This is a genomic window from Rummeliibacillus sp. JY-2-4R, assembly GCF_053847205.1.
The window spans coordinates 2,597,247-2,620,192 of record NZ_CM132623.1 but is presented as its reverse complement, the minus strand read 5'-3'; the positions used below and the strand labels follow the sequence as shown (position 1 = coordinate 2,620,192).

Annotated in this window: 23 protein-coding genes; 22 read left to right on the top strand and 1 reads right to left on the bottom strand. The window is 35.3% G+C overall.

Annotated elements, in window-relative coordinates:
- Window positions 1–73 precede the first annotated feature (73 nt).
- The 19 genes from ACWV26_RS12800 to ACWV26_RS12710 all read left to right on the top strand — a co-directional run bounded on the left by ACWV26_RS12800 (window position 74) and on the right by ACWV26_RS12710 (window position 17,499).
- Window positions 74–874, top strand: a complete 801-nt coding sequence (locus ACWV26_RS12800) for a stage III sporulation protein AE (protein ID WP_455895123.1) — start codon at window positions 74–76, stop codon at window positions 872–874.
- A complete protein-coding gene (locus ACWV26_RS12795; protein ID WP_455895122.1) occupies window positions 874–1,020 on the top strand; it encodes a hypothetical protein in 147 nt (48 codons plus the stop codon). The genes ACWV26_RS12800 and ACWV26_RS12795 overlap by 1 nt, the downstream gene beginning before the upstream one ends.
- 261 nt (window positions 1,021–1,281) lie before the next feature.
- On the top strand, window positions 1,282–1,536 hold the full coding sequence (locus ACWV26_RS12790) for a hypothetical protein (RefSeq protein WP_455895121.1): 255 nt from the start codon (window positions 1,282–1,284) through the stop codon (window positions 1,534–1,536).
- Complete coding sequence (locus tag ACWV26_RS12785; RefSeq protein WP_455895120.1) at window positions 1,533–2,072, top strand: SpoIIIAH-like family protein; 540 nt, start codon at window positions 1,533–1,535, stop codon at window positions 2,070–2,072. Before ACWV26_RS12790 ends, ACWV26_RS12785 begins: the two co-directional genes overlap by 4 nt.
- 114 nt (window positions 2,073–2,186) lie before the next feature.
- Window positions 2,187–2,696, top strand: coding sequence for an acetyl-CoA carboxylase biotin carboxyl carrier protein (accB, locus tag ACWV26_RS12780; RefSeq protein ID WP_455895119.1), 510 nt, complete (start codon window positions 2,187–2,189; stop codon window positions 2,694–2,696).
- A 16-nt stretch (window positions 2,697–2,712) separates the two neighbouring features.
- Window positions 2,713–4,068: an acetyl-CoA carboxylase biotin carboxylase subunit gene (gene accC / locus ACWV26_RS12775; protein WP_455895118.1), complete on the top strand. Its 1,356-nt coding sequence runs from the start codon at window positions 2,713–2,715 to the stop codon at window positions 4,066–4,068.
- Between the two features lie 21 nt (window positions 4,069–4,089).
- Window positions 4,090–4,494: an Asp23/Gls24 family envelope stress response protein gene (locus tag ACWV26_RS12770; RefSeq protein WP_455895117.1), complete on the top strand. Its 405-nt coding sequence runs from the start codon at window positions 4,090–4,092 to the stop codon at window positions 4,492–4,494.
- A 389-nt stretch (window positions 4,495–4,883) separates the two neighbouring features.
- Window positions 4,884–5,258: a transcription antitermination factor NusB gene (gene nusB, locus ACWV26_RS12765; RefSeq protein WP_455895116.1), complete on the top strand. Its 375-nt coding sequence runs from the start codon at window positions 4,884–4,886 to the stop codon at window positions 5,256–5,258.
- Between the two features lie 39 nt (window positions 5,259–5,297).
- Complete coding sequence (gene folD / locus ACWV26_RS12760; RefSeq protein WP_455895115.1) at window positions 5,298–6,158, top strand: bifunctional methylenetetrahydrofolate dehydrogenase/methenyltetrahydrofolate cyclohydrolase FolD; 861 nt, start codon at window positions 5,298–5,300, stop codon at window positions 6,156–6,158.
- A gap of 383 nt (window positions 6,159–6,541) precedes the next feature.
- Entirely contained in the window at window positions 6,542–7,897 is a 1,356-nt protein-coding gene (gene xseA, locus ACWV26_RS12755; RefSeq protein WP_455895114.1) for an exodeoxyribonuclease VII large subunit, read from the top strand.
- A gap of 3 nt (window positions 7,898–7,900) precedes the next feature.
- Entirely contained in the window at window positions 7,901–8,143 is a 243-nt protein-coding gene (locus tag ACWV26_RS12750) for an exodeoxyribonuclease VII small subunit (RefSeq protein ID WP_455895113.1), read from the top strand.
- Complete coding sequence (locus ACWV26_RS12745; protein ID WP_455895112.1) at window positions 8,140–9,024, top strand: polyprenyl synthetase family protein; 885 nt, start codon at window positions 8,140–8,142, stop codon at window positions 9,022–9,024. Before ACWV26_RS12750 ends, ACWV26_RS12745 begins: the two co-directional genes overlap by 4 nt.
- A 92-nt stretch (window positions 9,025–9,116) precedes the next feature.
- Window positions 9,117–11,024 carry a 1-deoxy-D-xylulose-5-phosphate synthase gene (gene dxs, locus ACWV26_RS12740; RefSeq protein ID WP_455895111.1) on the top strand — a complete coding sequence of 636 codons (1,908 nt, stop codon included), beginning with the start codon at window positions 9,117–9,119 and terminating at the stop codon, window positions 11,022–11,024.
- Complete coding sequence (locus ACWV26_RS12735; protein WP_455895110.1) at window positions 11,024–11,845, top strand: TlyA family RNA methyltransferase; 822 nt, start codon at window positions 11,024–11,026, stop codon at window positions 11,843–11,845. Before dxs ends, ACWV26_RS12735 begins: the two co-directional genes overlap by 1 nt.
- Window positions 11,846–11,947: 102 nt before the next feature.
- Window positions 11,948–12,397 carry a transcriptional regulator AhrC/ArgR gene (ahrC, locus tag ACWV26_RS12730; RefSeq protein ID WP_455895109.1) on the top strand — a complete coding sequence of 150 codons (450 nt, stop codon included), beginning with the start codon at window positions 11,948–11,950 and terminating at the stop codon, window positions 12,395–12,397.
- 21 nt (window positions 12,398–12,418) lie between these two features.
- Window positions 12,419–14,116, top strand: coding sequence for a DNA repair protein RecN (recN, locus tag ACWV26_RS12725; protein WP_455895108.1), 1,698 nt, complete (start codon window positions 12,419–12,421; stop codon window positions 14,114–14,116).
- Between the two features lie 125 nt (window positions 14,117–14,241).
- Entirely contained in the window at window positions 14,242–15,201 is a 960-nt protein-coding gene (locus ACWV26_RS12720; RefSeq protein WP_455895107.1) for a SpoIVB peptidase S55 domain-containing protein, read from the top strand.
- Window positions 15,202–15,488: 287 nt separating this feature from the next.
- Window positions 15,489–16,280 (top strand): sporulation transcription factor Spo0A, encoded by a 792-nt coding sequence (spo0A, locus tag ACWV26_RS12715; RefSeq protein WP_455895106.1) that lies wholly within the window; start codon window positions 15,489–15,491, stop codon window positions 16,278–16,280.
- Window positions 16,281–16,761: 481 nt separating this feature from the next.
- Window positions 16,762–17,499, top strand: coding sequence for a glycerophosphodiester phosphodiesterase (locus ACWV26_RS12710; RefSeq protein WP_455895105.1), 738 nt, complete (start codon window positions 16,762–16,764; stop codon window positions 17,497–17,499).
- A 33-nt stretch (window positions 17,500–17,532) separates the two neighbouring features.
- On the opposite strand, the gene ACWV26_RS12705 is transcribed toward ACWV26_RS12710, so the two are convergent.
- Entirely contained in the window at window positions 17,533–17,772 is a 240-nt protein-coding gene (locus tag ACWV26_RS12705) for a DUF2627 domain-containing protein (protein WP_455895104.1), read from the bottom strand.
- A gap of 136 nt (window positions 17,773–17,908) precedes the next feature.
- On the opposite strand from ACWV26_RS12705, the gene ACWV26_RS12700 reads away from it, so the two are divergent.
- The 3 genes from ACWV26_RS12700 (at window position 17,909) to lpdA (ending at window position 22,933) form a co-directional block, all read left to right on the top strand.
- Entirely contained in the window at window positions 17,909–19,957 is a 2,049-nt protein-coding gene (locus ACWV26_RS12700; RefSeq protein ID WP_455895103.1) for a sigma 54-interacting transcriptional regulator, read from the top strand.
- A gap of 185 nt (window positions 19,958–20,142) precedes the next feature.
- Window positions 20,143–21,237, top strand: coding sequence for a Leu/Phe/Val dehydrogenase (locus ACWV26_RS12695; RefSeq protein ID WP_455895102.1), 1,095 nt, complete (start codon window positions 20,143–20,145; stop codon window positions 21,235–21,237).
- 268 nt (window positions 21,238–21,505) lie between these two features.
- Window positions 21,506–22,933 (top strand): dihydrolipoyl dehydrogenase, encoded by a 1,428-nt coding sequence (lpdA, locus tag ACWV26_RS12690; RefSeq protein WP_455895101.1) that lies wholly within the window; start codon window positions 21,506–21,508, stop codon window positions 22,931–22,933.
- The last annotated feature ends 13 nt before the right edge of the window (window positions 22,934–22,946 follow it).

Here is a 22,946-nt window from a genome sequence, read left to right as displayed (position 1 = left end):
ACAACTATTTGCATTACGATCTTTCTTCCTATATGGATTTCTATTTCTATGCATCAATTGGTTAATTCCTAAGATGAAAGAATGGACAAGGTTTTTCTTTTTGCTCGTTGTGATTATGGTAACCATTAAACCTGTATTTACTGCATTTGAGCAAATGCAAGAAATAACAGATCAGCTAATGCATATTTATGTTGTATTATCACCGTTATTATCTTCATCATTACTACTTGGTTCGGGACTATTTTCTGTATTAGCGATTAGTCCCGTTTTTTTAATGTTTTTGCAAACGATTTTGGTACTAGTATCGAAATTTTTAATACCAGCCTTAATCTCTACTTTTGTTTTCGATTTTATCACAAGAATGCTACCAGAATTATCTTTTGCTAAAATGGCTGATTTTTTGCGGATGTCCGTATTAAGTATTGTTTCCGTTTCTGTTGTTATTTACGCAATGCTACTAGCAGCAAATGGTGTCATTATCGGTACTTTCTCTGGGGATATTTCGGAACCTGTTAAACGGTTAATATCTCAAAATATCCCGATCATTGGATCCCTTGTCTCAGAATCTCTTAATACTTTCAAAAAGTATTCTTCAGCCGCATTAGTCACAACAAGTACAGGATTATTAGTAAGCGTTTGGAGTGTAACGATATTACCAACATTAAATATTTTAATATTAGGTTTTAGCTATCGATTTCTTGCTGCTGTTTTAGAGCCTTTCACTGATAGCAAAGTGAATGGATTAATTGAAGATATTAGTAAGACACTTTTTATTTTATGTGCAGTTTCATTTTTAATTGCTTTCGCCTATTTTTTCACCATTATGATGGTCGTCCTCATGATTCAAATGCAATTGAGTAAGGGAGGAGCGTAGTGGCAAAATTTTTAATGGGTTTACTGGTATATGCAATTATAGGGAAAATATTGCTTTTAATTTTGCCGAGACAACATGAAGAAGAAGCTACGCTGCTCCTTAAAATGGTCGTAGCACTTTATTGCATTAGCCATTTCTTTTTATAGCTTGTTTTGCATATTGGTCCTAGTCTCTTCATAGGATGTACTAGTTGTTAATGTTTTGAAGGAGGAGATGTCCTTGGAAAAGCGCTACAGTTTAAAAAAACGCAATACCTTATCGCAGGAGTAATTGTTGTACTGGTCTTAGTTAGTGGTATTTGGAGCCTTTCAAACCGAACTGATGATGTAGCTAGTCCTTCCAAAGACGATACTGGTCAATATCAAGAGTTAACATCTATTCTAAGTTCAATTGAGGGCGTTGGAAAAGTGATGGTTTATTTTTATTATGATCAGCCTGATTCTGTTGAACAAAAGAGTGAATCATCGCTTAGCCAATATTTTAGTTGGCAACCAAATTCAAAAAGTAATGAACAAAAAGTGACGGGCGTTTTGGTCGTGGCAGAAGGAGCTGATTCAGTAACAGTAAAAAATGATCTCATTACAGTTTTATCAAGTGTACTAGAAATACCAACTCATCGAATTGTCGTTCGACCAATGGAGAAAAAGGAGGATTTAAATTGAGAGTAAAAAAGAAAGCAGTATGGTTTTTAACATTACTAAGTTTAGCTGCGGTTATTTCGGTATATTATCTATCCAACCCTGTGACACCATTTAATGGACTAGCAATTTTCAGTGACAATGCATTAAAAGATACAAAAATTAGTGATATTTCAAATAAAACAACTACAGTAAATACAGAAAGTCACCTTTTTGAAGAAATGCGTATGGAATTACAAAACGAAAGAAGTCAATTAAAAGATACGTTAACTCAAAAAATTGCTTCTTCTCAATATACAGCGGAAGAAAAAAATCAAGCGTTTGATCAAATTGATGCGATTACTAAAAATGAATCTAACGAAGCAATGCTAGAAATGTTAATCAAAACTTTAGGCTATCCTGATGCATTTGTACGAGCTGAGGATGATAGAATTCGTGTTACAGTACAGGCAAATGAATTATCAAAAGAAAAGGCAAATGAGATCGTTTATATGGTGAAAAAAGAGATGAATAACTCTGGTCAGATCGTTGTAGATTTCCAATCTGAAACAATTAACTAGTAATTGAGCGAATTTTCTTGAATAATGCATATTTCCAAATAGGTGTTTAAAAAATACATCAAACGAGATAGAATAGAGATGTATTATACTACACACAAGTTAGGGGAGTAATGTATGTTGAAAATTCAAGAGATTCGCGAAATTATCAAACTAGTAGATAGTTCTTCTATTGATGAATTCGTTTATGAAGTTGATGACACAAAGGTAAAACTTAAAAAGAATGGTGCTACTACTGTTGTAACTGACGCACCAGTACAAGTTGCTAAAGCGGTTACAACACCTGCACCACAAGCGCAAGTTTCGGTAGCTCCTAAAGCTGAAGCAGCACCTGTTGCAGAAACTCAAACACCTGCGCCAAAAGTTGAAGCTTCTGACGATGCATCACTACAAAAAATCGTTTCACCAATGGTTGGTACTTTCTATCAAGCTCCAAATCCTGAATCTGATGCTTTCGTTAAAATAGGAGACAAAGTAGGGGAAGAAACCATCGTTTGTATCGTAGAAGCAATGAAATTATTCAATGAAATTGAAGCAGAAGTTAAAGGTGAAATCGTCGAAGTACTTGTAAAAGACGGCGAATTAGTGGAATATGGTCAACCTTTATTCCTAGTGAAAGAAAACTAAGGGAGGCCATACCATAATGAAAAAAGTATTGATTGCAAATCGTGGCGAAATCGCAGTACGTATTATTCGTGCATGTAAAGAATTGGATATTCAATCTGTAGCAGTATATTCAGAAGCAGATCGTGAAGCACTTCATGTCCAACTTGCAGATGAAGCTTATTGTATCGGCTCAAAATTTTCTAGCGATAGCTATTTGAAAATTGACCGAATTCTTACAGTTGCTGAAAAAACAGGTTGTGATGGGATTCACCCTGGGTACGGTTTCCTAGCTGAGAACGCTAGCTTCGCAGAGGCTTGTGAAGATGCAGGCATTACTTTTATCGGTCCAACTTCTGAAGCGATTAAAATCATGGGTATCAAAGATATTGCAAAAGACACAATGATTGCAGCTGGCGTTCCAACTGTTCCAGGTTCTAAAGGCCTTGTAGCAGATGAGCATGAAGCAGTTGAAGTGGCAAAAGAAATTGGTTACCCAGTAATTATAAAAGCTACTGCCGGTGGTGGTGGTAAAGGAATTCGTGTTGCACGCACTGAAGAAGATTTAATCAAAGGTATTCAAATTACCCAAAAAGAAGCAGCAGCTGCTTTTGGGAATCCTGGCGTATACTTAGAAAAATTCATCGAAGATTTCCGCCATTGTGAAATTCAAGTATTAGCTGATAGCTTTGGACATACTATCCATTTAGGTGAACGTGACTGTACTGTTCAACGTCGTATGCAAAAACTAGTTGAAGAAGCTCCATCACCAGCACTATCTGAAGCGCGACGTGCAGAAATGGGCGAAGCAGCAGTTAAAGCAGCTAAAGCTTGTGGCTATCGTGGTGCAGGTACTGTTGAATTTATCTATGATTATAAAGAAGATAAATTCTACTTCATGGAGATGAATACTCGTATTCAAGTAGAACACCCTGTCACTGAAGCTATTACAGGCATCGATCTTGTTCGTGAACAGTTGAAAATTGCATCTGGTGAGAAATTAGAGTATAACCAAGATGATGTGAAAGTGAATGGTTGGGCAATTGAATGCCGAATCAATGCAGAAAATCCATCTAAAAACTTCATGCCATCACCTGGTAAAGTTGAAAACTACTTAGCTCCTGGTGGCAATGGTGTACGTATCGATTCAGCAATGTATCCGGGTTATTCAATTCCGCCATACTATGATTCAATGGTAGCTAAGCTAATCGTACATGCGGATACTCGTGAAGAAGCAATTGCGAAAATGAAACGTGCTCTTGGTGAATTTATCGTTGAAGGACCTGGCATTCAAACAACAATTCCTTTCCACGAAAAACTTATGGATCATGAAGTATTTAAATCAGGGAAATTCAACACAAAATTCCTAGAAGAAAATGACGTTATGAATTCATAATACGAGAAAGGGTCGAACTATATGGCTGAAAAAGTCGTACAATCTCTACCTCAAAACACGCCAACAGGAAAGGCTGAATTAGGTAAGATTGAGGTTGCACCTGAAGTAATTGAAGTGATTGCAGGAATTGCTACAACTGAAGTGGAAGGTATCTCTAAAACAAGAGGGAGTTTTGCAACAGGCGTGGTAGAGAAATTTGGGAAAAAGGTCCATGGTAAAGGGATTAAAACAGAATGGACGGAGGAAGGCTTAATCGTGGATGTTTATTGCTTTGTGCAATATGGAGTATCTGTCGCAAAAGTAGCTAAACAAGTTCAATCTCAAATCCGAGAAGCCATTGCAAATATGACATCTCACGTCACAAAAGAAGTGAATGTGCATATTACTGGGATCCAATTTGACCAAGTGAATAATGCAAAAACGTAAATATACCTCTTATGGATGGAATAGTATGCAAACGAAGAACTTTTTATTTGATGACATACATATTCTATAACGACCATTATGAAAGAGTGTCTTAAAAGTGAGCAAAATCACTGTTAAGACACTCTTTTTTTGCATTATAAAAAGCTGAATAGAAAGATATTCCAAAAAAAGTAATTGAAATATAAGTGCACATTGACAGAATTCGATAAGATATTAATGATATTGACACAAAACCATGCGGTGAATAATATTTTGTGATAAAATAAAGCTAATTGTAAACAATTGAAACACTTCACATACTGGGTCTCATATGTCGGATTTAGCTAATTTACAACATATAGCAGTCGAGCAATGTCCCAATGTAGTAGTATAAAGGAGCACAAGTAAAAATGAAGCGACGAGAAGCGCGTGAAAAAGCATTACAAACACTTTTTCAACTAGAAAATACAGAGTTAACAATTCAAGAAGCAATGGAACATGTGATGGAAGAACAAACAAATGATTTCTATGAAAAATTAGTATCTGGAACAGTTCAACATCAACAAGAAATTGATACTGCATTGGCAGGGAAATTGGAAAACTGGTCATTTGATCGTTTAGCTAAAATTGAACGTACAATTTTACGCTTAGCGGCTTATGAATTGATGTATACACCAGAAACACCTAAAAGTGTTGTTTTAAATGAAGCAATTGAATTAAGTAAAACATTTGGTGATGAAAAATCAAGTAAATTTGTTAATGGTGTATTATCTAAATTCGCATAATTGAATATCAAAAAGCTGAAATTGGGGAGTGTTAACAACATGTCAGGCAAACTAATTAACGGTAAAGAAATTGGCAATACAATTCGACAATCCATTCAACAAGAAGTGAATGATTTAAAAGAAAAAGGTATTACTCCAGGTCTAACAGTTATTTTAGTAGGTGACGATCCTGCATCGCAAACTTATGTAAGAAATAAACAAAAGTCATGTGAACAAATGGGAATCTACTCAGAACTAATTAAATTACCAGCAGAAGTCACAGAAAAAGCTTTGTTACAACAAATTGAACAGCTAAATGCTAATCCATCAATCGACGGAATTTTAGTTCAATTACCTCTTCCAAAACACATCGATGAACAAAAAGTAATAGCTACGATTTCTCCTGATAAAGATGTCGATGGATTCCATCCGATTAGTGTTGGTAAAATGTTATTAGGTCAGGAAACATTCTTACCATGCACACCATTCGGCGTTATGAAACTATTAGAACATGCGAATGTTAAAATTGCAGGTAAGCATGCAGTTGTAATTGGTCGCAGTCATATCGTGGGTGTACCAATGGGACAACTTTTACTACAAAGTGATGCAACAGTTACATATTGCCATTCAAAAACACCTGATTTAAAAGCAATTACAAAACAAGCAGACATTTTAGTTGTTGCAACAGGTCGTGCGAAAATGATTGGTGCTGAGCATGTTAAAAATGGAGCCGTAGTCATTGACGTTGGCATGGACCGTGATGAAAACGGCAAACTTTGTGGAGACGTAGATTTCGACGCAGTAATTGATCAAGTTTCAGCAATCACACCAGTACCTGGTGGCGTTGGTCCAATGACGATTACAATGTTATTATACAATACATTGCAATCAGCTAAAAAAAAGCTTTCAAAAGACAAATGAGCGCAAAACAGGTAAAATAGTAACGTCATGGGCTGTTTTTCTAGCGAAAGACAGCCCTATTTAAATGGTAAACTTAGTTTGTTGTATTAAAATTAGTGATGCTTTCCCAGGGGATAGAGTAATTCAACGAATAGTAAGAATGTACAACTATTATGAATATAATTTTGGATAGAAACTATTGAAGAGATTAGTAATCCAACCTTGTAGAAATGGAATTAGCGGAGACTCCCGCAGGAAAGCGTAGCTAATTCCACTCCATTCCAAAATATAATTTGTATTAAACAGGTTTTCATTTCATTGAAAAAGAAAAAGTAAATAGTATTTCAAGTTACAATAAAGTAATATCCAAGCAGTACTATTATAGATAAGGAGTTTGAAGATATTTGACAAGCACACCTTATTTAACAGTCCAAGCATTAACCAAATACATTAAAAAAAAATTTGATGTAGACCCTCACCTCAGAAACGTATATGTTAAAGGTGAGCTTTCAAATGTTAAGCATCATATTAGTTCAGGTCATATTTATTTCACGTTGAAAGACGAAAAAACTCAAGTTAAAGCAGTAATGTTTGCCTCAAGTGCAAAAAACATAAAATTCAAGCCTGAAAGCGGTATGAAAGTGCTCATAAAAGGTGATGTCAATGTCTATGAAGGTAGTGGGCAATATCAACTTTATGCGCAATCGATGGAACCCGATGGACTAGGTAGTTTATATTTAGCCTTTGAGCAATTGAAAGAAAAACTTCAAAAAGAAGGTCTTTTTTCAGACCAATATAAAAAGCCCATTCCAACTTTTCCAAAGAGAGTCGCGGTTGTAACTGCAACTACAGGGGCTGCAATCCGAGATATTTGTACAACGATTAAACAACATTATAAATTGTGTGATATCGTGATTTTTCCAAGCCTTGTACAAGGAGAGTATGCTGCAAAAAGTATCGTTAAAGCTATTAATCAGGCGAACAATACACCAGGTATTGATACATTAATCGTTGCGCGTGGTGGAGGTTCAATTGAAGATTTATGGGCTTTCAATGAAGAAATTGTAGCTAGAGCCATATTTGAAAGTGTGTTACCTGTAATTAGTGGTGTTGGTCATGAAACAGATACTACAATAGCGGACTTAGTCGCAGATGTACGTGCTGCAACGCCAACTGCTGCTGCAAAAAGAGCAGTACCAAGTAGTGATGACTTAGTAAAATATTTACTTACAAGAAAGTCTCAACTCTTCCAGCTAACACAAGGTAGAATACGGGACGAGAGAGCGAAGTTAGAGCGCTTACAAAAATCATATCCTTTAGCGTATCCTGAAAGACTTTATAGACCTTTTATCGAGCACGTTTCGAGAATTGATGAGCAATTACACCAAAGTATAGCAAATTATTTAAATGTCAAATTACAACAAGTAAATAGTTTTAATCATCGAGTACAGCTACGTTCACCAATGATGCAAATACGTATTGAAAAAACTCGTGTTGACAATGTAGAAAATTTGCTAAAAAAAGCAGTTTTTCAATTAGTTAACCAAAAGAAAAAAGAATTTGGTTCGGTTATTAGAACTTTAGAAGTATTAAACCCATTATCTATCATGACACGAGGTTATAGTCTTACTTATCATAATGGGAAAGTGATTAAATCGATTCAAGATATAAAGGAACAAGATGAAGTCGAGTTTCACTTACAGGATGGCAAAGCGACTGCTACCATTACTTCGATTACTATGGAGGATAAAGGAGTATAATAGATGACTGGTCAAAAACAAACTTTTGCTGCATCAATCAATGAACTTGAAGAAATTGTTCACCAATTAGAGCAAGGCGAAGTACCATTGGAAGATGCAATTGAACTGTATAAAAAGGGCATGAAACTATCCAAGTACTGCCATGAGCAACTGACGAAGGCAGAAGAACAACTTGTGTCTGTTATGGATGAAAACGGAGATGAACAACCGTTTGAACAGAATGGAGAAGAGGGACCAACTAAATGATGCAACAGTTAAAAGGATTTATGAATGATAACATTCCTGTCGTTGAGAAACGGATGAATGATCTAGTGAACGAAATTACAGCACCCGATATATTAAAAGAATCAATGCTTTATTCATTAAATGCAGGTGGAAAAAGAGTTCGTCCTCTATTTGTTTTAGCTGTTATGGACCATTTCAATGTAAAAAATGATGCAGCGTATACTGTAGGTGCTGTCATTGAAATGATTCATACCTACTCATTGATTCACGATGATTTACCAAGTATGGATAACGATGATTATAGAAGAGGAAAATTGACGAACCATAAAGTGTATGGAGATGCATTTGCCACTTTAGCAGGTGATGCACTTAATACATTAGCTTTTGGTATTTTAGCTCGTATGAAACAAGTTGATGATAAAAAGCGTTTAGAACTTATTGATAAACTAAGCCTAGCAGCTGGTGCTGAAGGTATGGTAGGTGGACAAATCCTAGATATCGAGGGTGAAACAAAACAATTAACATTAGAAGAATTAGAAAATGTTCATATAAATAAAACTGGGGCAATTCTTCGATTCAGTGTAGAAGCAGGAGCAATTTTAGCAGGTGCATCTACAGAAGAAAAGGCAATCCTAGTAGAATATGGACATCATATCGGTCTATGTTTCCAAATAAAAGATGACATTCTCGATATCGAAGGAACAAGTGAAGAACTTGGTAAAACTGCAGGAAAAGATATTGCTAGCGATAAAAGCACATATCCTGCATTATTATCATTAGATGGTGCAAAAGAAAAACTACATGCACATTACAATAAAGCAATTGAAGCATTAGAAAAGTTGCCATCTGAAAGTAAATTATTAAAAGAGTTTGCTGAATATATTGTTCATCGTAACAAATAACAGCACATTAAATTTTGTGCAATTGTTTAACACTGTTATAATAGTAAAAAACATTGTGCGATGAATCTATAATGAAAAGGTGTGTGATGGCGATGGATTTAAACAACATATCTAGTCCATCCTTTTTGAAAGAACTTAATACTAAACAACTTTATGATCTGAGCTATGATATAAGAAGGTTTTTAATCGAGAAATGCTCAAAAACAGGTGGCCATATTGGACCAAACCTAGGAGTTGTTGAACTGACAATCGCATTGCATCGTGCATTTAAAAGTCCTGAAGATAAATTATTATTTGATGTAGGACATCAAGCGTATGTCCATAAAATATTAACAGGCCGTGCAAAAGATTTTGATACACTTCGACAATATAAAGGCCTATGTGGTTTTCCAAAAAGAATAGAAAGCGAACACGATGTTTGGGAAACAGGTCATAGTTCCACATCTCTTTCTGCTGCGATGGGTATGGCAGCTGCACGGGATGTAAAAGGTGAACATCATTATGTAGTTCCAATCATCGGTGATGGCGCTTTAACAGGTGGTATGGCGCTTGAAGCGTTAAATCATATTGGTCATGAAAAAACGAATATGATCGTGATTTTAAATGATAATGAAATGTCAATCGCACCGAATGTTGGTGCTTTGCATAATATATTAGGTCGCCTTCGCACAGCAAGCCAATATAATAAAGCAAAAGACGATTTAGAAATGCTTCTTAAGAAAATCCCGGCAGTAGGCGGGAAGTTAGCTTCTACTGCAGAACGAGTAAAAGATAGTCTAAAATATTTACTTGTTTCAGGAGTATTCTTTGAAGAACTAGGTTTCACTTACCTTGGACCAATAGATGGTCATAATTTTGAAACGCTAGAAGCAACACTACAAAATGCAAAAAAAATGCAAGGTCCAGTAATTATTCATGTCATTACGAAAAAAGGTAAAGGCTATTTACCAGCTGAAAATGATACGATTGGTACATGGCACGGCACAGGACCTTATAAAATTGAGACGGGTGATTTTGTAAAATCATCTACAAATGCACCAGGTTGGTCAAAATTAATTGCAGATACGGTTACACGTATTGCAAGAGAAGATGACCGAGTTGTCACGATTACACCTGCAATGCCTGTAGGTTCAAAATTAGAAGGCTTTGCAAAAGAGTTTCCAAAACGCTTCTTTGATGTAGGTATTGCTGAGCAACATGCCACAACAATGGCAGCTGGTCTTGCTGCAGCAGGTACAAAACCATTTTTAGCTATTTACTCAACGTTTTTACAACGTGCATATGATCAAATGCTGCATGATATTTGTCGCCAAAATTTAAACGTCTTCATTGGAATTGATCGTGCTGGACTTGTTGGTGCTGATGGAGAAACACATCAAGGCGTATTTGATATTTCATTCTTGCGTCATATGCCAAACATTGTCATCATGATGCCAAAAGACGAAAACGAGGGCCAACATTTAGTAAAAACAGCATTAGATTATGAGGACGGTCCAATTGCACTTCGTTATCCACGTGGTAATGGTTTAGGGGTTCCAATGGATAAGGAATTACGAAGTATTCCTATCGGTTCTTGGGAAGTTCTTCGTGAAGGAAAAGATGCAGCTATTCTTACATTCGGCACAACCATTCCTATGGCTGAAGCAGCAGCTGAGAAACTTTCTGTAAAAGGCATTCAAGTAGAAATAATTAACGCACGATTCATCAAACCAATGGATGAGAACATGCTCATTCGATTAATGCAAAGTGGCAAACCAATATTAACGATTGAAGAAGCAATGCTTGAAGGTGGTTTTGGTAGTGCAGTATTAGAATTTGCAAATGACAATCACTACTCAACTGATTTAATCGAAAGAATAGGTATTCCTGATGAATTTGTAGAGCACGGAAGTGTTGATTTATTGCTTCGTGATTTAAATATTACAGATGAGGAAGCAGTTAAACGTATTGAGAAATTAATAGCCGAAAATTCCAAAAAGCAAGCAGGTTTAAAAGCATAATGACAACGAAAATTCCGAAAGAACGCGTTGATATCTTATTAGTTCAACGTGGCTTATGTGAAACAAGAGAAAAGGCAAAACGCACAATAATGGCGGGGCTTGTATTTTCAAAAGAAGTTCGAATCGATAAGGCGGGGGAAAAAATCCCCGTCGATAGCGAACTAACCATTAAAGGACACCAACTACCATACGTAAGTCGTGGTGGTTTAAAATTAGAAAAAGCATTGAAAATTTTTGATGTAGATGTAAAAGGCAAATTAATGTTAGATATAGGTTCATCAACAGGTGGTTTTACAGACTGTGCCTTACAAAATGGTGCCATGCATTGCTACGCATTGGATGTTGGTTCAAACCAGTTAGCTTGGAAAATCCGTTCAGATGAGCGAGTAACAGTTATGGAGAAAACCAACTTCCGTTATGTAACTGCATCTGACTTGGTGGAAGGATTACCAAATTTTGCAACGATTGACGTATCTTTTATCTCATTAGAACTAATTTTACCTGTTTTGAAAACACTTTTGTTACCTGGAGGTGACGTGGTCGCGCTAGTAAAGCCACAATTTGAAGCGGGTAAAGAGAAAGTAGGCAAAAAAGGGGTCGTTCGTGATCCGAAAACCCATTTAGAAGTACTAAATAAAATTGCAACTTTTGCAAAATCGATTGGATTTGTCATAAAAGATGCTTCGTACTCACCAATTACGGGTGGAGAAGGGAATATTGAATTTTTGTTCCACCTCTATAATCCTAAGGATGGAGAAGAGACCCAATCGTATACTGATTTTGCCTCAATTGTTAATGAAGCACATCAACAGTTAAAATAACACGGTCCAAGTTTTGTCGGACCGTGTTTTTTCTTGTTAAAATAAAGAAAAAATGTTACGTTATTAGTGAATAAGCATAATTATGCATAGAGGTGAAAACGCTTGAATAAGAGCCAAAGACATATTCGAATTCGTGATTTAATCGCGAATAATGAAATCGAAACACAAGATGATCTTGTCGATATGTTAAAAGAGGCAGGATATCATGTAACCCAAGCAACTATTTCACGTGATATTAAAGAACTGCATCTTATAAAAGTACCATTACAAGATGGACGTTATAAATATAGTTTACCAGCTGATCAACGATTTAATCCAATACAAAAATTACATCGAGCATTAGCTGATGCATTTGTATCGATTGATGGTACAAGCCATATGTTAGTCATGAAAACATTACCTGGTAATGCACATGCAATCGGTTCCTTACTAGATCATTTAGATTGGGAGGAAATCTTAGGTACGATTTGTGGTGATGACACTATTCTCATTATTTGCAGACAAGAAACAGAGCGAGATGAGGTCAAAGATCGCCTAATTGAAATGTTATAGAACTCTCGAGGTGAAAAAGTCTTGTTAAAAGAGCTATCAATCAAAAATTTCGCAATTATAGAAGATCTGACTGTAGCTTTCCAGGAAGGATTAACAGTATTAACAGGTGAAACTGGAGCGGGTAAATCAATCATAATTGATGCTGTTCAATTACTAGCTGGTGGACGTGGATCTCAAGAATTTATTCGACATGGTGCGAAGAAAGCCGAATTAGAAGGTCTTTTTACAGTGAATTCAAGCAATTATTCTGCTTACAATAAATGTGAAGAAGCAGGTATAGAGATTGAAGAAGGTATGATCATATTACGCCGTGATTTAAATGACAGTGGTAAAAGTGTATGCCGTGTTAATGGTAAACTAGTTCCTTTATCATTACTTCGTGAAATAGGTGCAACATTAATTGATATTCATGGACAACATGAAAGTCAAGAATTAATGGATGATAAACACCATATTTCATTACTAGACCAATTTGCAGGAGAAGAAATCGAACCTGTTAAAGAACGTTATTTAAAACAATATGAAGACTATAAATTTTTAAAAAAAGAACTCGCAGCTATTTCTGTTAACGAACAGCAAGTAGCTCAGAAAATTGATCTTTATCAATTTCAGATAAAGGAAATTGACGCTTGTAAATTCCGACCAAATGAAGAAGAAGATTTGTCGGAAGAACGTCGTCGATTGATGAACTTCAATAAAATCTATGAAAGCTCCAGTACAGCTCATGAAGCAATTTTAGGTGAGTCAAAAGGGCTTGATTGGATTGGACAGGCAATGACTGAATTAGAGGACGTAGTTACAGTAGATGAAGGTTTTAAAGAATATTCAGATGCTGTATCGAATGCCTTTTATAATCTACAGGAAGCTGCATTTGGTATTAAGAATATATTAGACGATTTAGAGTTTGATCCAGAGCGATTAAATGAAGTAGAACATCGTTTGGCATTGATTCAATCTATGAAACGGAAATACGGCCATTCTCTACAAGAAATATTAGAATATCGTGAAAAAATTGGTGAAGAATTGGAATCCTTATTAAATAGGGATGAAAATATTCAAAAAAATGAACAACAGTTAATTGAATTTAAGAAAAATCTTCAAGCAACAGCCTCTGAATTGACATCCATTCGAAAAAATGTTGGCAATAGATTGTCTAAAGCTATTATGCAACAATTACGCGAATTATATATGGAAAAAGCTGAATTCAGTGTTCATTTTGAAACACTTCCACTTGATCAATATGATATGGATGGGATGGATCGAGTCGTATTTTATATTGCAACGAATGTTGGCGAACCGCCAAAGCCACTTACGAAAATTGCATCTGGTGGGGAACTTTCACGTGTTATGCTTGGTTTAAAAACAATTTTTTCTACAACAAATGGCATTACATCGATTATTTTCGATGAAGTAGATACTGGTGTAAGTGGGCGAGTCGCACAAGCAATAGCAGATAAGATTGCGAATATATCCATTCATTCACAAGTTTTATGTATTTCGCATCTACCACAAGTAGCAGCAATGGCAGATCATCATTATCATATACAAAAACAAGAAGATACGAATCGAACTTACACATCCTTAACAGAAATTTTTGGTGATGATCGCATTGATGAAATCAGTCGGATTATGTCCGGAGAGGAAGTTACAGCTGTAACATTGCAACATGCAAAAGAATTAATTGAAATTGCAGATGAACGTAAGAAAATAATGCAATAAATAATATTTTTTGGACATCTTATAATACATTATAAGATGTTTTTTTATACATAAAAAGTTTAGACAAATATTTACCTTTCATAACAATTAAAATTGTAGCCATCATAAAGAAAAGGAGGTGACACATGAAAAACGCGAAGCGCTCTCTCTTGAGCTTATTTATGTTATTTGTTGTTTTTGGATCCTGGACAACTATTGCTAGTGCTGCAAAAAAGGTAATTCCAATGGGTGACTCTATAGGTGTTGAATTACAATTAGCTGATATTACAGTTTCTAATGATGTGTTATTACAAAATGGAAGTTGGTTAAAAAGAGGCGATTTAGTTGAAGCTGTGAATGACAAATCCGTAAAAAGACTAGAAAACATTCACGAAATCATTAAAACTTCATCAAAGGACTCCATAACCCTAACTGTAAATCGAGATAATAGTGATAAAAAAGTGAAAGTAAAAAGAGAAGAAATGCCATCCGTTATGAACTTTCTTCGCGATGAAACTGATGGAATTGGAACGTTAACTTTCTTAGATCCAGACACCAAACAATACGGTGCTTTGGGCCATCAAATTATCGATCAAATTTTACAGAGACCACCACAATTTAATGATGGAGCAATTTTTTATGCTAAAATTGAGCATATTAAGAAAAGCATCCCTGGTGAACCAGGTTATAAAATATCAGCAGTTGAAAGTGGTCAAGGTCAAATCGGAAGTATCGTATCAAATAGTGTATATGGGATTTTTGGTAAATGGCAAAAACCTATGCAGAAAGCTTTGCCAGAAGCAATAGATGTTATGCAACCTACCGAGATAAAAAAAGGCCCTGCAAAATTATTAACGACCATTTCGGGAAAAAAAGTGGAATCGTTTGATGTTTCCATCACAAAAGTAAATGATAAAAGTTTCCAAATTGAAATTACCGACCCAGTACTGAAAGAAAAAACAGGCGGCATTTTACAAGGAATGAGTGGAAGTCCAATTATTCAAAACGGGCACTTCGCAGGGGCAGTAACCCATATGTTTATCGAAAGTCCTGAAAAAGGAGCCGCATTACCTATTACAGAAATGCTCAAAAATCAACCTGCTTAAGATTAAATCCACCCTTAATGGGTGGATTTTTTATAAAGAGAAACCTGAAAAATATATTTTTTCGCTGGTTTTTTTGGTACAATGAGAATGAAAAAAGTCCACAACTACGAACTATACATAAATATTGTCGAAAATATGAAAAAATCTATCTCAACATACTCATTTTTCTGAAAAATGAAGGGGCATACTTCAAAGTTGTCGAATTAACCATTTTATATCAAAATGTTCAATTTTTATAGTAAGGGAAAGAATTGATATTTTAGGGAACACACAAAGGAGGAAATTTGATGGAGAAAGTAAAAGTTGCAATCGTGGATGATAATAGTGAATTAGTAAAAATGATGGAGGAATATCTTGCAGCTCATTCTGAAATTGAAGTAATTTGTACTGCGACAAATGGTAAACAGTGTTTGAAAATGCTGGAAGAACAAATTCCAGATGTTCTTTTGTTGGATATTATCATGCCACATCTTGATGGACTTGCTGTTCTTGAAACAATGCATGAAAACCCACAATACGATCAAATTCAAGTCATTATGTTAACAGCATTTGGACAAGAAGACGTAATGAAACAAGCAGTTGAATTAGGCGCTTCATACTTTATGTTAAAACCTTTTGAATTCGATCGAATCGCTTCGAAAATTCTACAATGTGCAGGTAAAAAAGTAGCTAAACCAAAACGCGTAAGCATTTTACAAGGTTCTAAACCTCAAAAATTAGATCAACGCCAATTAGATGCGACGATTACAGCTATTATTAAAGAAATTGGTGTACCAGCTCATATTAAAGGGTACGCATACCTTCGTGAAGCAATACAAATGGTTTATCTTGATGTGGAACTGCTTGGTTCGATTACAAAGGTGTTATACCCAGATATCGCGAAAAAATTCGATACAACGCCTTCACGTGTTGAGCGCGCAATTCGCCATGCCATAGAAGTTGCATGGAATCGTGGAAACTATGAATCTATTTCCAAAATGTTTGGCTACACAGTCCATCATTTAAAATCAAAACCAACTAACTCTGAGTTCATCGCTATGATTGCTGATAAGATTCGTATTGAAATGGTAGCGGTTTAAATAGAGTTAAAGCCTTAATATATAAGCGTTTGAAGTAGTTTAGAATAATATATAAATCATAATAATTAAGTAATAAACTACTTTTCAGTCTTATAAATAACTTAAGATAGGTGAGTTAGTCTCAGCACATTTCCATTTATTGAGTTTGCTTAAAATTCAACAAATGGAGGTGTGCTCTTTTTGTGCATCTTTCCGTTCAAAAGATCATAATTGAAGAAATTTAAGTGAAGTTCTTTTGTAATCCTCCGAGCAAAACATAAGCCCTTTTATTGAATATAGGAAAGAACGAATCAGATTGAAATACATATGATACTATAATAGATAATTTACGAAGTTGGTTTACGTATTAAAACTTTAAGGGATGAGGTAATTTATAATATGATACAAGCGTTTACTGGAACTTCTATTCAAATAAGAGAAAAACAACCTAAATTATCCCATTCGTCTATTGGAAAATTAATATTAGGAAATGGTGAAATAGATGTCTAGACCATTAGTTTTTGCACATCGTGGTGCTTCGGCAAATGCGATTGAAAATACGTTAGAAGCATTTGAACTAGCAATTGACATGCAAGCAGATGGATTGGAGCTTGATCTACAACTAACGAAAGACAAAGTACCAATTGTTGTACATGATCTCAATCTTCACCGATTAACAGGAAAAAGAGTTTTTGTTCAAAATTTAACGGTCGATGAAATTAAAAAATTAAGAGTTGGGAAAATGTTCGTAAGGAGATATAGAGGTGCTAGAATTCTTACATTTGATGAATTTTTAGAATGGCATGCCAAACGTCCTGTTCCTTTAAATGTCGAACTGAAAGAAACTTTTATCGAAAACGATGAAGCTTTAAAATATGTAGTAAAAAAATGTATAAGTATTAGAGATCTACATATTTCTTCATTTCATATAGAATTACTTAAAAAAGTAAAAAATGTAACCTCATCTATTGAAACGGCGTTGATTGCGACAAAATTCTTAAATTGGGACCAATTGGACCAATTGCCTTATATTGATACAATTCATGCCAATAAATCTCGATACTATAAAGAACACTATTTAGAAGCATGCATGCGTCAGGGGAGAAATTGCCGTTTTTACAATATAACTGGTAATGAAAAATATATAGAATCTCCTCATAATGCAGTAATTGGTTGGATTACAGACTATCCACAATCTGTTCGAAATGCGCAAGAAAGACACGTCTTTGATGACAAATAAAAAACGCGAGGGATATAACCCTTGCGTTTTTTGCTATTTTTTCTTAGTGTATTTTGCTGCAACGCGTCCATTTTTACGGTCTCGATTTAGTAAATAGCCTGCAAAGAAAAAGAAGCCGCATAGAAATAGCACAATTCCAATCACAAACTGTAGCCATAAATAGGGTATTGGTTCAAATAATTTTGCGAAAAATGTATCACGCATTAATTTAATTCCAACAGCAGCCATTATTGCAGGAATTGCCAAAATAACAAAAGCTATAAAACGCCCCATTCGCCCGTTCAACTCCTCTAATCTATTTTATTCTCACTTGTATTCCTAGGATTGTCAAGCGTTGGAACATGGTTTACGATAATAATAAAGTACTTTGAAAAAATCTGCACTTTTTTAAGATAGGGAGTGAAAAAAATTGCACAGTATTATGATTGTTGGTGCAGGAAAAGGTGGAACTGCCCTGCTACAATTACTAGGTTATTCGCCAAATTGGCAAATAGTTGCTGTGATTGATGTTAGGGAAGATGCACCTGGTCTAATTGAAGCTAAAACAGCAGGTATTGTAACTAGCCATGATTGGCATGATTTTTTGAAAAACCCTATAGATATGGTAATTGATGTAACAGGGGATAAGGAAGTATTTGAAGAACTTTTTGCAACACTACCTAAAGAAACAATTCTCATTCCAGGAGGATTTGCAGAAATTATCGTTCAACTTTTGAAAGAAAAAGATTACTATATTCAAAAGCTACAAACATTATCAAGGAGCCAGCAAATTATTTTCAACTCAATTGAAGAAGGTATGATAAGTGTTAATTCTGAAGGAATTATTACTTTCTTCAATCAAAGTGCACAAAAAATGACAGAAGTTCCTGTTGATCAGGCAATTGGACAACATATTAAAAACATTATTCGAAATAGTGGTTTAGAAAGAGTTATTAAAACAGGAATAGCAGAAACGAATCAAGAACTTGTCCTCGATTCTGGGAAGAAAATTGTTACTTCAGAAATTCCAATGTTAGATGAAAATAATAGGCAAATAGGAGCACTTGCAATTTTTAAAGATATTTCTGAAGTTGTGGCTTTGGCTGAAGAAATAACCGATTTAAAAGAGATTAAAACGATGCTCGAAGCCATTATACAATCGAGCGATGATGCGATTTCTGTCGTAGATGAGCAAGGAAGGGGAATCGTTGTAAACCCTGCGTACACAAGAATAACAGGACTAAAGCCAGAAGAAATAATTGGAAAGCCCGCAACAATTGATATTTCTGAAGGGGAAAGTATGCATTTAAAAGTGCTCGATACAAAACAACCGATTCGAGGAGTGAATATGAGAATTGGACCACATAAAAGAGAGGTTATAGTCAATGTGGCACCAATCATTGTAGAAGACGAACTAAGAGGAAGTGTTGGTGTCATACATGATGTGACAGAAATTCGATCATTAGCCCATGAACTAAACCAAGCAAAAACGATTATTCGCACATTAGAATCAAAATATGTATTTGATGATATTATTGGAGATTCTGGTGAAATGACTTTAGCAATTGAACAAGCGAAATTAGCTGCAAATACCCCTGTAACGGTATTCCTTAGAGGTGAGTCAGGAACGGGGAAGGAACTCTTCGCACATGCCATTCATAGCGAAAGTAACAGACATTACGAAAAATTTATCCGGGTCAATTGTGCAGCAATTGCTGAAAACTTGCTCGAAAGTGAATTATTTGGCTATGAGGATGGAGCATTTACAGGTGCAAAAAAAGGGGGGAAACGTGGATTATTTGAAGAAGCGAACAATGGAAGTATTTTTTTAGATGAGATTGGTGAATTGTCACTAAGTACGCAAGCAAAACTACTCCGAGTACTGCAAGAACATGAAATTGTCCGTGTGGGTGGCACTAAGCCAATTCCGATAGATGTACGTATTATAGCAGCTACGAATATCAATATGGAAAAAGCATTACGTGACCATACATTCAGAGAAGATTTATATTATCGTCTGAATAGAATGCCGATTTATATTCCGCCATTAAGAAATCGTAAAGAAGATATCCCACAACTTGTAAATCGGTTACTTACAAAATTGAATCGAGAATACGGGAGAAATATAACATCCATCACAAACACAGTTATTCAAAGATTACAGGATTATAATTGGCCAGGAAATGTTAGAGAATTAGAAAATGTTATTGGACGTGCAATGATTTTCATGCCGATAAATGAAACAGAACTACATGAAAAGTATTTGCATATTTCTTCAATTCCTAATGACTCTTCAAAAAATGAGGTTAGTGAAAGTGGAATAGATGGGACTTTAGAAGAAAAACTTAATCTTTATGAAAAAACAATTATCGAAAAAACATTAATGGAATGCAAAAATAATAAAACAAAGGCAGCTAAACTGCTTAATATCTCCATAAGAAATCTATACTATAAACTAGAAAAATACAATCTTGCATAAAATGACGTGCAATTTCTTGCGTGTTGTGCATAAAATTGCATGTTTTAAAAAGCTTATCATCAATGAAAGCCATTTTTGATAAGCTTTTTACATTTTGGCATACTTTTTGCATTAAATAGAGTGAGTGTTTAAAAGAGCATCTAGAAAAGTGGAATATTTTCACTACTACAAAGGGGGATTCACAATTGGAAATCTTCAAGTATATGGAAAAGTACAATTATGAACAATTAGTGATTTGCCAAGATCAAGCATCAGGATTAAAAGCAATTATTGCAATTCATGATACAACGCTAGGACCTGCATTAGGTGGCACACGTATGTGGTCATATGCAACTGAAGAAGAGGCAATTGAAGATGCACTTCGTTTGGCAAGAGGTATGACATACAAAAATGCTGCAGCAGGCTTAAATCTTGGTGGTGGGAAAACAGTTATTATGGGAGATCCCTATAAAGATAAAAATGAAGAAATGTTTAGGGCTTTAGGGAGATTTATACAAGGTTTAAATGGACGTTATATTACTGCAGAAGATGTGGGTACAACAGTTGCTGATATGGATTTAATCCATGAGGAAACGAATTATGTTACAGGCATTTCTCCAGCTTTTGGGTCATCAGGAAATCCTTCTCCTGTCACAGCGTATGGCGTTTATGTTGGGATGAAGGCAGCTGCAAAAGAAGCGTTTGGTAGTGATAATTTAAGAGGAAAAACTGTAGCTGTGCAAGGTCTTGGAAACGTAGCGTATAAATTGTGCGACTATTTGTATAAAGAAGGAGCGAATTTAATCGTAACAGATATCAATGAAAACGCTATCAAGCGGGTTGTAGATGAGTTTAATGCAATAGCTGTCAAACCAAATGAAATTTATCATCAAGATGTTGATATTTTTTCACCATGTGCGCTAGGAGCAATTATTAATGACCAAACCATTCCGGTATTAAAAGCAAAAGTCATAGCAGGTTCAGCGAATAATCAGCTTCAAGATTCTGTTCATGGTCAAACTTTATTTGAAAAAGGCATCATTTATGCACCTGATTATGTTATTAATGCTGGTGGCGTTATAAATGTAGCAGATGAACTATACGGCTATAATCAAGAACGTGCGATGAAAAGAGTAGAAGGAATCTATGATAGCATAAAAAAAGTCATAGAAATATCAAAACGAGATGGTATCCCAACCGATTTAGCTGCAGATAGATTAGCTGAGGAACGAATTGATCGATTATCGAAATCAAGAAGTACATTTTTACAAAATGGGAAACATATTTTAGCGAATAGATAAAGCAAGAATTAGAGCACTTGAAACATAGCAGATTTTCTTTCTTTAACTGAAATTATGAAAGCGGGGGGCTTCGTGCCCAATAGTGAAGTGCAGCGAATAAATTAGATGACATTCATTGGAATTGTGATATAATTTAGTACCAGGTGATAAAGAGTGTGGCTGTCAATTTTATTCTCCATTCTGTGAATAAATATGACAGCTTTCACGTTTAATATAAAATTATTCATGATAATATAGTATAGGGAATATATAACGGGAGTGAAATCTTATGGCTAAGAATTATGACCTTGTCATAATAGGCGGTGGCCCAGGTGGGTATGTAGCTGCTATAAAAGCTTCACAGTTAGGACTTAAAACTGCAATAGTTGAACAAAGTAAACTAGGTGGTACATGTTTACATAAAGGCTGTATACCAAGCAAAGCATTGCTTAGAAGTGCGGAAGTGTATAGGACTTCAAAAGAGCAAGCTCATGAATTTGGTATTGATATTCAATCAATTACTTTAAACTTTAACCAAGCTCAAAATAGAAAAAATGGAATAGTTGATCAGTTGCATAATGGAATTAAAGGGTTAATGAAAAAGGGGAAGATAGATGTTTTTGAAGGGTACGGTAGAATTTTAGGACCATCCATTTTTTCACCGATTCCAGGTACAATTTCAGTTGAATTTACAGATGATCGAGAAAATGAAATGCTAATACCACAAAATGTGATCATCGCAACTGGCTCTAGACCTAGAACTTTAGAAGGTTTGACACCTGATGGAAAAAGAATTTTAACTTCTGATGATTTAATGACACTTGAGCAATTACCAAAATCCATCGTTATTGTAGGTGGCGGTGTTATTGGGATTGAATGGGCATCGATGCTTCATGATTTTGGAGTAGACGTGACGATTGTTGAATATTCAAATGCAATTTTACCTACAGAAGATGAAGATATTCAAAAAGCAATGACGCAGTCCTTCAAAAAAAGAGGAATTAAGATTGTAACAAATGCCAATTTAATTCCTTCTTCAGTTCAAGTTGAAGAAGACGAAGTTAAAATGGTTGCAGAAGTAAATGGAGAATCTCAATCTTTTTCAGCAGAAATACTTTTACTTTCTGTAGGAAGAAAGGCTAATGTTGAAAATATTGGGCTAGACAATACAGATATTCAATTGAATCGTGGGTTTATCGAAGTCAATGAGCATTATCAAACAAAAGAATCACATATCTATGCAATTGGTGATGTGATTGGTGGTTTACAATTGGCACATGTTGCTTCACATGAAGGAATTCACGCGGTCGAGCATATTGCTTCCGAAAAAACAGAAGCCATTAAACTTCAAAATATTGCACGTTGTGTATATGGTAGACCTGAAGTCGCAAGTATTGGCTTAACTGAAAAACAAGCAAAAGAACAAGGAATTGATCTAGCAGTAGGGAAGTTTCCTTTTGCTGCGATTGGTAAGGCACTTGTCTTTGGTGAAACTGAAGGGTTTATCAAAATGATAAAGGACCAAAAAACTGATGATTTAGTTGGCGTTCATATAATTGGTGCTCATGCAACTGAGTTGATATCAGAAGCAAGTCTTGCCATGTTGGTTGACGCAACGCCTTGGGAAATTTCTTCACATATACACCCACATCCATCATTATCAGAAGCTATGGGTGAAGCTGCTTTAGCAGTAGAGGGTAAGGCTATTCATCAGTAAAGGAGAGAAATGA

What these genes read in the sequence shown, in the direction of transcription:
- ACWV26_RS12800 (WP_455895123.1), top strand. Translation starts at nt 74, where the DNA reads ATGAAAGAATGGACAAGGTTTTTCTTTTTGCTCGTTGTGATTATGGTA.
- accB (WP_455895119.1), top strand. Translation starts at nt 2,187, where the DNA reads ATGTTGAAAATTCAAGAGATTCGCGAAATTATCAAACTAGTAGATAGT.
- accC (WP_455895118.1), top strand. Translation starts at nt 2,713, where the DNA reads ATGAAAAAAGTATTGATTGCAAATCGTGGCGAAATCGCAGTACGTATT.
- ACWV26_RS12770 (WP_455895117.1), top strand. Translation starts at nt 4,090, where the DNA reads ATGGCTGAAAAAGTCGTACAATCTCTACCTCAAAACACGCCAACAGGA.
- nusB (WP_455895116.1), top strand. Translation starts at nt 4,884, where the DNA reads ATGAAGCGACGAGAAGCGCGTGAAAAAGCATTACAAACACTTTTTCAA.
- folD (WP_455895115.1), top strand. Translation starts at nt 5,298, where the DNA reads ATGTCAGGCAAACTAATTAACGGTAAAGAAATTGGCAATACAATTCGA.
- ACWV26_RS12750 (WP_455895113.1), top strand. Translation starts at nt 7,901, where the DNA reads ATGACTGGTCAAAAACAAACTTTTGCTGCATCAATCAATGAACTTGAA.
- ACWV26_RS12745 (WP_455895112.1), top strand. Translation starts at nt 8,140, where the DNA reads ATGATGCAACAGTTAAAAGGATTTATGAATGATAACATTCCTGTCGTT.
- dxs (WP_455895111.1), top strand. Translation starts at nt 9,117, where the DNA reads ATGGATTTAAACAACATATCTAGTCCATCCTTTTTGAAAGAACTTAAT.
- ACWV26_RS12735 (WP_455895110.1), top strand. Translation starts at nt 11,024, where the DNA reads ATGACAACGAAAATTCCGAAAGAACGCGTTGATATCTTATTAGTTCAA.
- ACWV26_RS12720 (WP_455895107.1), top strand. Translation starts at nt 14,242, where the DNA reads ATGAAAAACGCGAAGCGCTCTCTCTTGAGCTTATTTATGTTATTTGTT.
- spo0A (WP_455895106.1), top strand. Translation starts at nt 15,489, where the DNA reads ATGGAGAAAGTAAAAGTTGCAATCGTGGATGATAATAGTGAATTAGTA.
- ACWV26_RS12710 (WP_455895105.1), top strand. Translation starts at nt 16,762, where the DNA reads ATGTCTAGACCATTAGTTTTTGCACATCGTGGTGCTTCGGCAAATGCG.
- ACWV26_RS12705 (WP_455895104.1), bottom strand. Translation starts at nt 17,772, where the DNA reads ATGGGGCGTTTTATAGCTTTTGTTATTTTGGCAATTCCTGCAATAATG.
- lpdA (WP_455895101.1), top strand. Translation starts at nt 21,506, where the DNA reads ATGGCTAAGAATTATGACCTTGTCATAATAGGCGGTGGCCCAGGTGGG.